Source organism: Ensifer sp. ENS07 (genome assembly GCF_014852185.1).
GTDB classification, from domain to species: Bacteria; Pseudomonadota; Alphaproteobacteria; order Rhizobiales; family Rhizobiaceae; genus Ensifer; species Ensifer adhaerens.
In genome coordinates, this window is sequence record NZ_JACVBE010000003.1 from 418,099 (window position 1) to 430,931 (window position 12,833).

Genomic DNA, 12,833 nt, shown 5'->3' on the forward strand with positions numbered 1-12,833 from the left:
ATGGGATGGAACAGCATGCAAAGATTTGGCTTGAAGTGCATCATTGCGGGCGTCGCATTCGCGTTCGCAGCGGGGCTCGCAAACGCAAAGGAGATTGTTGTCGGTGGCAAGAACTTTACCGAACAACAGATTATGGCCGAGATGACCAGCCAGTTGCTCCGGTCAAAGGGCTTCACCGTCGACAAGCGGGACGGCCTTGGCACTGCACCGCTCCGCCAAGCCCAAGAAGCCGGGCAGATCGACCTGTATTGGGAATACACGGGAACGTCGCTCATCACCTTCAACAAGGTGACTGAAAAGCTGGACGCTGCCGCTACATACGCCAAGATCAAGGAACTCGATGCCGAGAAAGGACTCGTCTGGCTGACACCGTCGCGGGCCAACAACACCTACGGCATCGCGATGCGGAAAGATGACGCTGCTGCCAAGGGCATCTCGACGCTTTCCGAACTTGCTGCCAAGATCAACGCAGGCGAAGCCCTTTCGTTCGGGTGCAATGCGGAGTTCTACGCCCGTGTCGACGGACTGAAGCCGCTGCAGGAAGCCTTTGACTTCGAGTTCGGCCGAGCCAATGTGAAACGGATGGATACCGGACTGGTGTATCAGGCCTTGAGGGATGCCCAGATCGACACCGGGTTGGTGTTCGTGACCGACGGTCGGATTCCGGCCTTTGATTTCGTCGTCCTCAAGGACGATAAGGGCTACTTCCCGAACTACGCCCTCACTCCGGTCATCCGAAAGGAAGTTCTGGACGCGTCTCCCGAACTGGAAGCGATCCTCAACGGCCTGTCGGCCAAGCTGGACGAGACTGTCATGGCGAAGCTCAATGCGTCGGTCGATGTGGAGAAGCGGTCGGTCGAGGAGGTCTCGAAGGAGTTCCTAGCATCGCAAGGCCTCGCGAATTGAGATGACGCTCGGCTCGCTCCGTCACCAAGAGGCCGAGCGAGCCTCCGGAATAGGGCAAGTGACAATGTCGATACTTACCGTAGCCGCCGCACAGATCCGATGTGTTCCTGGCGACATCAACGCGAACCTTGAGCTCCATGCTGAAGCTATCGAAAGCGCCCGGGAAAAAGGTGCTAGTCTCGTGGCGTTCCCCGAGCTTTCTCTGACAGACTATCTCTCGGCCCCGGACGTGGACGTTCTTGCACGAACCATCGATGCGGGGGAAATCGGCGAGATCGCAGCTCTTTCCGAGGCAATCGACGTTTCCTTCGGCTTCATCGAACGCGCCCCGGATGGGAAGACGTACAATACACAGGCGCTCTTTTCGAGTGGGCAACTCCTGCATCGACACCGTAAGATCAATATTCCCACCTATGGTCTGCTGCAGGAGGGAAAGTTTTACAGACAGGGAGCTGAGCTCGCTCTACCCGCCGCCCTGCAGGATGGCTGGAAGGCGGCGACACTGATCTGCGCCGACAGTTGGTCGCCTGCATTGCCTTGGCTGGTCGCACTAAACGGCGCCAATCTTCTTATCCAGCCCATTGGATCTGCAAGAGGTGTCGTTGACGGTGACTACGACAATCCGACCGGATGGGAGGTCAACCTCCGCCACACCGCGATGACGTATAGTTTGCCGATAGTCATGGTCAATCACTGCGGCAAGCGGGGAGGTCTCGACTTCTGGGGTGGCTCTCGTATCCTCGATCAGAACGGCTTCGAATTGGCGCGCGCCGGAGAAGACCCGACGCTGCTCGTCGCCAGTATCGATTTGGAAAAGGTCGAGGCGGCTCGCCGGAATCTGCCGACGATAAGGGACTCCGCTCCCGCTTTCATCCAGGCACAGCTATCGAAGTATTTGGCTACTCGGGGTGAAAGTCAGTGACCTACTCCCGTGGTTGGTTCCGCCGGTAATGCCGATAGCCAGTCAGAGGACCGAAAACTGATGGTCGTGCTTCCCCGGTTGAGGGCGCAGGGAATAGGACCTTAGCCCGAACCGTCCGAGCAATGGTCTGAACTGTGCTTCCGAATCTGCACCGTCCACTCACTGCTGCTTGAGTACCAACTGTATCGGCCCCCGCCGTTGGTGCCCTGCGATCCCAGGGCGCGCCTCACTGGGATCTGGGCCTCGGTTTCAAGGAGCGCGTCGCGCAGCAGGTCGGATTCAAGTTTCCGTGCAATTGGAACAGTCCGTCGATTAACATTGGGGAGAATAGAACAAAACAAGAATTCTTTATCGCTCCGAATCACCCAATCATGTATGAAGGCAGGTCAATGCTCGAGGGACCCAATTGGCTTATCGCTTTCTGCATACCGCTGACGTTCATCTTGATTCACCTCTAAAGACGCTTGCATTGCGGAATCCCGAACTGTCCGATCTCATCGGTTTGGCGACCAGGCGTGCTTTCGTCCGAATAATCGATCTCTGCCTCGTAGAGCATGTGGACGCGCTCGTTCTCGCCGGCGACCTCTATGACGGCGATCAGACGTCTATGAAGACAGCGCGCTTTTTTGCCGAGCAACTCCATCGGCTCCATCTTGCGGGCATCCGGACATTCATCATACGGGGCAACCACGACGCCTTATCCAGGATCACGTCCGAGCTTGTCATGCCGGAGACCGTAAAGGTGTTCGGCGCGACCGCCGAGGCGGTGAGCGTCGATCTCGGTGTTGGCCAATTCCCGGTTGCGATCCACGGGCTGAGCTTTGCGAAGCCGCACGCTCCTCAGAGCCTACTTCGACACTACGCGCTGCCGATCGCGGATGCGGTCAACATCGGCATCATGCACACGAGCCTTGGAGGATCGGAGAAGCACGATCTGTACGCTCCTTGCAGCGTCTCGGACCTGCAGCAAAGCGGTTTTCAGTATTGGGCCCTCGGGCATATCCACAAACGGTCGGTTGTCGCGGACGGATCGTCTGCCATCGTCATGTCCGGCATGCCCCAAGGGCGCGATATCAACGAAGACGGCTCCAAGTCCGTCTCCCTTGTGACGATCGAAGACGATCGCACGGTGGTCATCGAGGAGCGGCACACGAGTGTGGCGCAGTTCGAAAGACTTTCCGTCGACGTCTCGGACGCGAGCGATTGGACGGAATTGATCGGCCGAGTATCGCGGGAACTCGAAACACTTCGATCAACGGTCGGCGCCGATCATCTCGTAGCTCGCATCCAGCTTCACGGGGCCAATCCGCTGGCGTGGCGTATCCGGCGCGATCTGGATCTCTTGCGAACTGAGATGGAGACGCGCGGGGCGATGATCGGGGACGTCTGGATCGACAAGATACAGACCGCGTGCGTCGAGCCAGGAATGGAACGCGGGGGCGGAGCGCTTGGAGAGCTGTCTTCCATCATCGACAGCGACGTTCTGCCCTCGGCAGCCTACAAACAGGAACTCTCCGCGATCGTCGAAGAGCTTCGCGGCCAGCTCCCGGCCGAACTGAGGGACATGTTCGGGGCCGATGAGGCCTCGTTCCAGAATCTCCTGGGCGAGTACGCCCGCGAGGGATCAGCAGAAGTGGTGGCACGGCTGCGCGGAGGGCAGGGGGAATAATGCGGATCAACCGACTGGACCTTACTCGCTACGGCAGATTCACGGACAGCGTTCTGGATTTCGGACAACCGACGAACGGCTCACCTGACCTGCACATCGTCTACGGTCCGAACGAGGCCGGCAAGTCGACAACGTTCGACGCGATCCTCGACCTCGTCTTCAGTATCGGTTCGACCAGCAGATACAACTTTCTGCATCCGTACCCGACGATGCGTATCGGCGCGAGCATCAACGTCGGCGGGGAAGATCAAGAGTTCGTTCGGATCAAGCGCCCCCAGAACAGCCTTCTCGACGACATGGAGCGCGCGGTGCCGGACGCGGACATCCGCGCGGATCTCGGAGGCATCGATCGCGATGCCTTCAAAACCATGTTTTCCCTCGACAATGAAAGCCTCGTAAAAGGCGGCGAGGCGATCCTGGCGAGTAAGGGCAACCTCGGGGAACTGCTTTTCGCAGCTAGCGCGGGCTTAGCGGATCTCAGCAGGCAGTTGACTTCGATCCGAGCGGACGCCGACGGCTTCTACAAGTACCGCGCGAAAAGCGGGTTACTCGGAGATTTGAAAGCACGGCTCGTCGAGTTGAAGCAGCAACGCGATGCCCTGGATCTCCAAGCGAGCGAGTACCAGCGCCTCGTACTCGATCGTGATCGGCTGACACGCCTCTACAATGACGCCATCGAGGAAAGGGCGGGGACGCAACGCAGGGTCGATGAGATCAAGCGTATTTTGAACGCCCTTCCCGTCATGACCAGACTCAGAGCGCTCAGGAGCCGACTCGGCGAGTTGGAAGTCGTCCGCGAACCGTCGGCTGTTTGGCGGCGGGAAGTCCCCGAGCTCAGGCGCAAGGAAATCGAGCTACGCGTAAAGTTGCAGGACGTTTCCAACTCGGTACAAGCTGTCGAAGATGAGATTTCGCGGATTGTGGTGGACGCCGCAGCCTTGGAGGCTTCATCGCAGATAGATGAACTCACGGAGCTTCGTGCCCGGTATCAGACTGCGGATAAAGACATACCCAAGCTCGCGGGTAGGGCCGCCGATTTATCCATCGAGGGTCTGTTGCTTCAATTGGGCAGGCCAGAAGAGACCACCCCGGAGCGCCTTCTTCTCGACGCCGCGACAGTCGGGACCTTGCGGTCTTTGATCGGTGCCAAATCCGGCGTCGATGAGAGGCTTGTCGCTGCCCAAGGCGAGCTGGAAAAGGTGCAGCGCTTGCTTGCTCGCGAAAGCGAGGGCGTCGATGCCAACCTCTATTCGTCACCAGTGCTAAGAAAGGCGTTCGACGCGCTTCAGGCCATCGTCAAAGCAGCGCCAAAGTCCGATCAGGACATCGCACTCCGCTCGCTGTCACGTCGCCGCGACAGCACTCTGTCGGAGCTTTCCGAGGCACTTGCTGCACTTCGTCCGTGGCAGGGGACGGCAGACGATCTGGGATCTTTGCCGCAGCCTGCCGGCGCTCGATTGGACGGGTGGAAGTCCCGTTTCTCAGCGCTGGAAGAACAGTACAGGGCCTCGCAGTCGGAGCTCGAGCGACTGGAGCCAGAGGCGCGGCGTCTCGAAGCTGAGATCGAAAGTCTGCGTGGGCAAACTGGAAGCATCGACGAAAGCCAGGCAGCCGCAGCCAGATCGACGCGCGAAATGGCGTGGGCGGCCCATCGTCAATCTCTGAGCGCAGTAACAGCCGAGGCCTTCGTCGACGCGATGCGGGCTGATGACCAAGTGGTTGCGCAGCGTCTAATCCACTTCGCCGAGATCGGCAGGCTAAATCAGCTTCTTCTACGTCGGGCGTCAGTCGGAGCAGATATTACGAGCCAACAGAAGATTCTGGAACGCGCGGCCGCGGGTCGGGAAGCCATTCTTTCGGAGATCCAGCAGTCTCTGGGCTCTCCAACGTTCGGAAGTGGTGCCGTGTATGATCCTTGGGAGCTCGAGGAATGGTTTCGCAAGCGGAGCGTCGCGCTCAAGGCGAGAGGCGAGCTCGCGGCCATAGACGCGGAGGTCGCCGACGTCCGTGACCATGCTGAGCAAGCGAAGCGGTCGTTGATCGCCGCGCTGGGCGATGTCGACCTGAGCTTCAGTCCGTCGGCCCAGTACAATGAGCTGGTCGCCGCTGCCGAGGAGGCATTGGACGGCTATCATGCGTCAGCCAATGCAGCCGAGCGTGTACAGCGGCTTATGGATGACGCTATCGAGCGCACGCAACTCCTGGAGAAAGCCCGCGGCGCCGCTGAAGCGTGGCGGCTGCAATGGCAGTCGGTCTGCGCTGGGTGCTGGCTGCACGAGCTCGCCGACGTCCCGGATGTGGGCGCAGTGACCGAAATCCTGTCCGTCCTAGAGCAACTAGGGTCGGCGGTGACGACCAGGGAGGGCTTGGTCGATCGCGTAGAGAAGATGAAGCAGGACCAGGAGCTTTTCGAGGCGAAAATACAGCGGTTGGCAGCAAGGCTCGCTCTGTCGACGGATGCGGCGGTTCTGACGATATTCCAGGCCATCCAAGACAAAATCAAAACTGCTGGCCTAAATGCCGAGAGGCGTGACAAGCTCTTGGTTGATCTCAAGGATGCTCAGCAGAAAGAGCACGAAATGAAGATCGAGCGAGAACTCCTCGAGGCGCGCGTTGCTGAAATGACGGACTTCTTTGATGTCACCACGCTTGGCGAGGTCGAGACCCGCATGGAGGTAGCGTTACAACGTGGCGAGTTAGAGAGTTCGATTTCCCAAGCGGAGCTTGAACTCGTTCAAATCGCCGGCGCAAAGGCGATATCTGAAGTCGAAGAACTCATTGATGGGGTCGATCGGGCGACATTGGAAGACGAACTCGCGAAACTTTCTCCCATGTTCGAAGATCAGGACGTCCGGTATCGGGATCACTTCCACGCCCTTTCGAAAGCGAAAGATGCCTTGGATGCGATCGGCGGCGACGAGAAGGTGGCGGCTTTGGACGAGCAGCGGCGGACCACCCTGCTGGAAATCGAAGAAAGCGCCCGTCGTTACATGGAGCTACGCGCCGGCGTCGCGGCGGCCGAACACGGCCTCAAGCTTTACCGGGACCGCCACCGGAGCGGTATGATGGCTCGTGCCTCCGATGCCTTCAGGACCATAAGCCGAGGTGCCTATCAAGGAGTCGCCGCCCAACCGGGAAAAGACGGCGACGTACTTATCGCAGTTTCCGCCGGAGGTGGCTCGAAGGCAGCGAACGAGTTGTCCGATGGCACCCGTTCACAGCTGTATCTGGCGCTCCGTGTCGCCGGATACCACGAGTTCGTTGCAAGGAGGACGCCCGTCCCATTTATCGCCGACGACATCATGGAAACTTTCGACGATTTCAGGGCGGAAGAAGCGTTCCGCCTCTTCGGCGAAATGGGGATGCATGGACAGGTAATCTACTTCACCCATCACAAGCACCTGACATCGATCGCGAAGAAGGTCTGCCCGGGTGTTCGGTTGCATGATCTGGAGGAGGTCGGCAGGGCAGGTGGGTTGCGAGTGGTTGCTGCTGAGTGAGGGCTTGTGCGCAACATCGAACAAAACGTGTGCGAGCATCAAGAAGTAATCACACCACGCGGCCTTCGCAAGGATTGACGTCGCTACGAAAAACGACCAGAAACCAAGCCCGCGCGACAAAACGGGCCCCAGCAAAACGAGGTTTTCGCCAAGTTAACGCTTGACCGTTCGGCTAAAATCCATCGATAGCCCGTCGTAAAATTTCTTCTATCTACGGAACAACCAACTAAGGAGGCCCTTCTTTGCCGATGGGTTCAATTGGTTTGGCTCTGTCTTACTATCTGCGGGAGTCGCCGACTTGGTTGATCCAACTGGCGGCGGCGTTGCCGCCGGTTGGGTTTGCGATCCCTTTGATCGCCTACCAGGTGGAGGCGATGCCTGATGTGCAACCGTAATTAGCCGCTCAGCCTTCGGTACGACACCCTGCTCAATGAAATCCTTTATCGGCGAGGGAACCTCGAGTGCCTCCTTCGCTCGGGTCAGCGCCACATACAGAAGTCGCAGCTCAGCAGGGTCGGGCCCTGGCTTGGCTGCTTCACCCGGACTGCTGCGCAGGAAATCGTCCATAAGCCGCACGGTCTTCCATTCTCGGCCCTTGGATTTGTGCGCCGTCGATATGACCAGATCCGCCTTTTCCGCCTCAACAGTTCGGTTGAGCGCCCACATCAGTTGCCGCTCGCCACGCTTCTCAACCAAATTCACGAAGGTGACCAGATGCGCACCTTCGTCGCTACGCGCGAGTTCCAATACCCCGTCCCAGGACCTAAACCCGAAAAAAGTCGGGCAGCTGGTAGGCTCCCCTTCCTTGAGCGATTGGACCGCTCTGAGCATATCCATCAGCTCGTTCTTGTCGCCGACGAGGTGGGGTCGGCGACCTGCGTCGAGCGCTTCTATGACCGCAGTGATCGTCGTCGCGTTTGTCCGGGCAAGAACCGCCCCCGGCTCCACGTTGCCGATGCGGCTACGCAGGGCAGGGTTGCCCTGAACGGGTCTCCGCTCGCCCAGTCGCAGGAGCATTTTTGTAGCGAGGTCGGCGATGGCATTCCCGAAACGGAAGGATGTCGTCAGGTAGGTGCTCGCCTCCGTGACGATGGTTTCCATGGCGTTCACGGCACCACGCCATTCGTAGATCTGCTGATACTTATCGCCGACATAAACCAATTGAGCTCGCTGCCGTTTAAGCACGTCGAGCACCACAGGGTTGGTATCCTGCGCCTCGTCGAGCATGATGTAATCTGCGGCGATGATCGGTCGGGTAAGCCCCCACAGTTTTAAATAACCGTCATGACCGAGGGGCAGAGGATCGCGCTCCGAAAGCATCCGACTCCAGACCTTCCGAGCACCCTCCATAGCGAACTGTGACACCTCGTCGACGACATCCTCGGGAGCAACACGCAACGCGCCCAATCTCGGTACATGCTGGGCTCCAATTTCTTCGTCAGCGCTCTGTGCATAGCGACGAAGGGTTTCGAGATAGAGGTAACCCTGTGAGTCCGGCGTAACCATGTATTTATCGCCGAAGCGGCGACGCGTCAGTTCGAAGGCGTCGACGAGGTGCTTCGCCGTACACTTCGTGGTCAGCTTGCTGATATCCTGCTTGTAGCCGGCGGGAGTCGCACGGAACGCCAGACTATGCGAGGTCGAGCAGTCGACCGTCTCTGGAAACTTTTCGCGGGCGTCGCCGACGATGTTCCGGTTAAATGCCAGATACTGTCCCCGCAGACCTGTTGCATTCGCAAGCATCTGTAGGGTTGACGTCTTGCCGCTGCCCGCGAAGGCATTGATCTTGAGTGACTTCGCCTGGAGAAACGCGTCTAGCGCCTCCGACTGCTCTTCTGTGGGCTTGAACTTCGGCCTCTTACGAGTGTTCGGCTTTGTGTGTGCTCTTCGGCTGCTTCTCGCAGGGACAGTCGCCCTAAGAACTGGTTTCGACCCTTCGAAGAGATGTGCCTGGCGAGCCGGAGACTTTGACAGCGCCTTAGCCACCTCCTTTCGGAGCGCCGGCGTCTTCTGGTTCTTTTGTCTGAAGGTCAGTTCATGATCGAGAAGCTTTAGATACTCAGTATCCTTGTCACGCTCAGCCTTCCGGAAGATTTCTTCCAGCTCCTTGAACGACATCGAAAGGAAAGGGCGCTGCACGATCTGCAAAACTCGGGATAACGTTGTTTCCCGCACTATCAATCATCGGATGTGTTCTCGCAAGTACTCCACCACGACCAACTGCGCACTCGATCATGCAGTCAAGCTGCTGAACTCACAGGCTCCTCGCGCTCAGAGCGAGTGAAGCGAAGGCACGGGCCCGTCAAATGTCGCGAGGCGTCAACTACACAGGTGGGCGCGCCGGGCTGCGGCGCGCCTCGGACGTATATTCAATTGATAGTGGTGTCACCAAGACCTAGCCCATGCTCATGAGTCGGCTGCTCCTCGCAGCGAGCCGCTTCACGCCACATCGCTGCTTCGAACAGGGCTGCTTCGTCGCGAAGACCTGCCCGAAACTCGTGCATCAGGTAGCTCGCGAGGCGGTCTGCTCGCTCGCTCGGTCGTTCGATTTGGCACCACATGCAAACCCGCTCGAAGATTTCCTGCAAAAAGTTCAAGTCGGACGGGCTTATCCAGGCACTCTCCAAAGGAGCGAACATCTGGACCTCCTCCCTTGAGATTATGCCGCGGGACGCAATACCCTGCCTGTTTGTTCGGATGTGAAACGAGCGACGCCACTCACGGGCAGTTCCGCCTCCAGGCATGCGGCAACGAAGGCTTCACGTGCGATGGCGACCGGAGCCATTCGATTGAGCGCGCGTCGACAGGTTTCGACGGCTCGCTCGTAGCGCTGTCCCCGGCGACGGGGCCACTCGTGCTCCAGAAAATCCAGAGCTTCGAAAACCGATGTAAAGGTGCGATTAGTGCCGTTCTGGAATGTCACCTGCAACGGCACAGACCATGGCATCTCCGGAAGATACATTGTTTTCCTCCTTCCTATCTAACCGGATGAAAGAAGACGAAGATCATCTGGTAATGCAGGGAACGCTTGTCAAGACCCAACAAGCGTAACCCGGCGGCCAAGGCGTATGACTAAATTCCCTTGAACCAATCAGCTTCGAACGTCGCCCCGCGGATACGCGCCTGTGGGCTGTCGTACAGGACGAGCAGTCCATCTTTTCCTTCGATTGAAGTGATGCACATGCCCTCGGGTTTCTCAGCGACCACTCCCCACGCAAATACCTTTGTCGGAGCAGCATCCATCTCCGGGTTCCAGCGGTAGAGGGCGAAGGGGCCTTGGCTCTCTCCAACGGGGCCTGCAATCACGAGAAGGCTTGCGTTCACCCGCGCCAGCTCCCTTACCGCAAGACCGTCCAACTTCAAGAAATGCCGCTTGAGCGAAGCGATGCGGAATCGGTCATCCAAATACAATTCGAAGACGACGGCAAAACCGCCAACCAAGGGGCCCCTCAAACCAACGAAGATCCGGTCGTCAATCACCGCCATTCCTTCGATGTCGATACCGTTTTCCTTGGTGGGCAACTCCCTATAGGGAGACAGAAATAGATCCTCCTCCAACACCTTGCGAAGGTCGACCCTGGTAGGTGTGCGCCCGTCGCTTTCGAACGCAATGCGAGCAAGCAATCTCCTGCTCTTGCGTTCGCGGATTTCCGAATTGAGAAGCTCGTCGGTTTGCGGCTTCCGGCGCACCTTGCAATGAGCGCCGCAGACCCACAGAAAGCCCGATGCAAAATCGAGGGATTCGAGATCGAGCTCATCGCCTTTCTCGCCGGGTATCTCGCTAACCCAATGGTCAATTTTGATACTTCCGGTCAGACTGTAATTGCTATCATGACGTTCCAGGCACGCAATCGTGTGCCCCTCGTCGGAGACGGTCCACAGAAGCGGACCGTTCGCTGCGCATCCCGAAAGGTTCTCGAGAAGCTCAGATGAATGCTCGAGGTAGTCGAGTTCAACTCGGTCTGCCGCATGCAGACCAGCCTTGTTCGCAACTCTCATTGCTACCTCCATTACGGTTCGTCAACGCACGATGGGCACGTCCCACTTTCTCATCCTCAAGCTCTCCTCAGGGCGCTTTCCAGTGCATCAATAGCGACCCGAGTTTTAGTTGATCGATCACCGTCTTCGCGACGCTGTGGTCTAGCGCCGGGCACCCTTCGCTTCTGCCGATACGTCCGTAGCGCTGAGCGAACTGCGGAGAGACATAGTCCGCTCCATGGATCACGATCGAGCGCGACCGAGCCCGGGAATTGGTGTCCTCCAAGCCGTCAAGCGTTAAGGAATATCCGTTTCCCCCTGGTAGGTTTCGGCACAGCGGTAAATTCTTAGCGAAGTGGCTTTGGAGCCCTCGACGTTCGAGAAGATGTCGGCAATTCCATCATCCGGGGAACCCTCCGAACCGCGGCCATGAGCGCAGAGGTAAGACGATGTCTCACCCGAGCGAACGTCGAAGACGAACATGCGTGGCTTGCTCGAATGCAGGTCGAAATTCACGATACCCCAGTATCTTGGTCTGCTGGCCGCATATCGCTCATTACGCAACGCGATAAGCCGATCCATGGGGACTTCGAGATCGTGCGCGACTGCCATCTGCCGGAGCACTGCTTCATCTTGCCCCGTTTCAAGCAAGCCTTCTCTTGGAAGGAACCGGGCGTCGTGGGAGGGCGGGGCGCTCCTCGAGACTCCTCTGAGCCCGCCGCCGTCCCTATCACGACCAAGCTCTCTCATGATTTTGTTGGCCGCATCCAAAGTATTCTGCAGTTGCGCCAATACCTCCTGAAGGAGATTTGAATCGGTCGTTTGGGCCAGCTTTGCCATGTCCGTTTCCTCATATGTGCTGCGGGCGCCTTAGTCTTCAGGCTACGCTGACGTCGGGATCCGCACGGCCGCCATCGGGAGGAAACGCGACAACCGATCCAGTTTCGACGTCGAGGGGAGTGCCACGGGTGCTTTCACGTCCGTAAACCGGGGTGCCATTCGCCATGAACGGCAACACGGCGAGGTCCCAGTTTGCTTTGGCGATTTCCCGGGCGAGATCCCGGGTCCGGTAGTTACTCGCGCGAATGGCCGGGTTGCTGTGACTCGAGAGCCAGGCGTGTCGAACGTCGACGTATTGCCTGATCCATATTTCTTCGTTGCCCCCTGAAGCAGGCGTGCGTTCCGGGAACCTTTCTCGCAGAAATCCGAGAATGCTCCCGCTATGGATGAAGGAGTCGTATATTCCCAGCAGCGAGAGAGGGCGCCTAAAACCGTTGTCCGCAGCCCAGCGAAGCGCGGGCTGCAGATAGCGCCGGTCGAAAAATAAATCCTGGGTATCGCGCATGACAGGATCTTCGTTCCCAGCGGCCTTCAAGAGGTCCTTGAAAGCCTGATTGTCGACGAGGGCGACGTTTCCGATCTTAACGACATATGGTCTAAGATCATCGGAGTAGCGTCCATTGGCATTCGCGTACATTGCAACCAGTTCACGCAGGTTTCCGTATTCGGTCGTTTGAGACCGGCCGTAAGTGATCTGGCGGATACCGCCGGGGCCGTCGCGATAGATACTGATCGCACCGTATTTTCCAGCCATCGTCCCGGTCTCGTAAACATTGATAACCTGCTCGCAAATCCGGCGTTGCTCACCCGTCAAAACGGTGCCAGCGGTTGCCCGCGGCCGATGCTCCGCACCCTCATGCGCCTCGTCGGGCGGGCCGGAGCGGGTTGCAGGCCCTTTGAGCTGTTCGATCGCCGATTGAAGCGAGAGCGTGACGTCCAAAATTGACTGCAGCAGCCGTGCTGTCTGATCTCCGTCTATCCTCATGGTCTTTTCCTCGGTTGGTTTTCTCCGGGAGGG

At 58.3% G+C, this 12,833-nt stretch carries 9 protein-coding genes and 1 pseudogene; 4 read left to right on the forward strand and 6 right to left on the reverse strand.

Going from position 1 to position 12,833, the window contains the following annotated elements:
- Positions 1-15 precede the first annotated feature (15 nt).
- The 4 genes from IB277_RS14500 (at position 16) to IB277_RS14515 (ending at position 6,997) form a co-directional block, all read left to right on the forward strand.
- Complete coding sequence (locus IB277_RS14500) at positions 16-906, forward strand: glycine betaine ABC transporter substrate-binding protein (RefSeq protein ID WP_192371220.1); 891 nt, start codon at positions 16-18, stop codon at positions 904-906.
- Positions 907-970: 64 nt separating this feature from the next.
- Positions 971-1,828 carry a nitrilase-related carbon-nitrogen hydrolase gene (locus tag IB277_RS14505; protein WP_192371221.1) on the forward strand — a complete coding sequence of 286 codons (858 nt, stop codon included), beginning with the start codon at positions 971-973 and terminating at the stop codon, positions 1,826-1,828.
- Between the two features lie 406 nt (positions 1,829-2,234).
- Positions 2,235-3,497 carry a DNA repair exonuclease gene (locus IB277_RS14510; protein WP_192371222.1) on the forward strand — a complete coding sequence of 421 codons (1,263 nt, stop codon included), beginning with the start codon at positions 2,235-2,237 and terminating at the stop codon, positions 3,495-3,497.
- Positions 3,497-6,997, forward strand: coding sequence for an AAA family ATPase (locus IB277_RS14515; RefSeq protein WP_192371223.1), 3,501 nt, complete (start codon positions 3,497-3,499; stop codon positions 6,995-6,997). Before IB277_RS14510 ends, IB277_RS14515 begins: the two co-directional genes overlap by 1 nt.
- A gap of 207 nt (positions 6,998-7,204) precedes the next feature.
- Here the strand turns inward: IB277_RS14515 and IB277_RS14520 are convergent, their stop codons facing one another.
- The 6 genes and pseudogenes from IB277_RS14520 to IB277_RS14550 all read right to left on the reverse strand — a co-directional run bounded on the left by IB277_RS14520 (position 7,205) and on the right by IB277_RS14550 (position 12,800).
- Positions 7,205-9,136: a UvrD-helicase domain-containing protein gene (locus IB277_RS14520; protein ID WP_371813607.1), complete on the reverse strand. Its 1,932-nt coding sequence runs from the start codon at positions 9,134-9,136 to the stop codon at positions 7,205-7,207.
- Between the two features lie 230 nt (positions 9,137-9,366).
- Entirely contained in the window at positions 9,367-9,636 is a 270-nt protein-coding gene (locus tag IB277_RS14525) for a hypothetical protein (protein ID WP_192371225.1), read from the reverse strand.
- Between the two features lie 20 nt (positions 9,637-9,656).
- Positions 9,657-9,959 (reverse strand): DUF982 domain-containing protein, encoded by a 303-nt coding sequence (locus IB277_RS14530; RefSeq protein WP_192371226.1) that lies wholly within the window; start codon positions 9,957-9,959, stop codon positions 9,657-9,659.
- Between the two features lie 110 nt (positions 9,960-10,069).
- On the reverse strand, positions 10,070-10,996 hold the full coding sequence (locus IB277_RS14535) for a DUF3616 domain-containing protein (protein ID WP_192371227.1): 927 nt from the start codon (positions 10,994-10,996) through the stop codon (positions 10,070-10,072).
- Between the two features lie 67 nt (positions 10,997-11,063).
- A pseudogene (locus IB277_RS14545) lies at positions 11,064-11,815 on the reverse strand (murein L,D-transpeptidase catalytic domain family protein).
- Between the two features lie 37 nt (positions 11,816-11,852).
- Positions 11,853-12,800, reverse strand: coding sequence for a chitosanase (locus IB277_RS14550; RefSeq protein ID WP_192371230.1), 948 nt, complete (start codon positions 12,798-12,800; stop codon positions 11,853-11,855).
- Positions 12,801-12,833 lie beyond the last annotated feature (33 nt).

Coding starts and splice junctions, on each gene's coding strand:
- IB277_RS14530 (WP_192371226.1), bottom strand. CDS start 9,959: ATGTATCTTCCGGAGATGCCATGGTCTGTGCCGTTGCAGGTGACATTC.
- IB277_RS14500 (WP_192371220.1), top strand. CDS start 16: ATGCAAAGATTTGGCTTGAAGTGCATCATTGCGGGCGTCGCATTCGCG.
- IB277_RS14505 (WP_192371221.1), top strand. CDS start 971: ATGTCGATACTTACCGTAGCCGCCGCACAGATCCGATGTGTTCCTGGC.
- IB277_RS14515 (WP_192371223.1), top strand. CDS start 3,497: ATGCGGATCAACCGACTGGACCTTACTCGCTACGGCAGATTCACGGAC.
- IB277_RS14535 (WP_192371227.1), bottom strand. CDS start 10,996: ATGAGAGTTGCGAACAAGGCTGGTCTGCATGCGGCAGACCGAGTTGAA.
- IB277_RS14525 (WP_192371225.1), bottom strand. CDS start 9,636: ATGTTCGCTCCTTTGGAGAGTGCCTGGATAAGCCCGTCCGACTTGAAC.
- IB277_RS14550 (WP_192371230.1), bottom strand. CDS start 12,800: ATGAGGATAGACGGAGATCAGACAGCACGGCTGCTGCAGTCAATTTTG.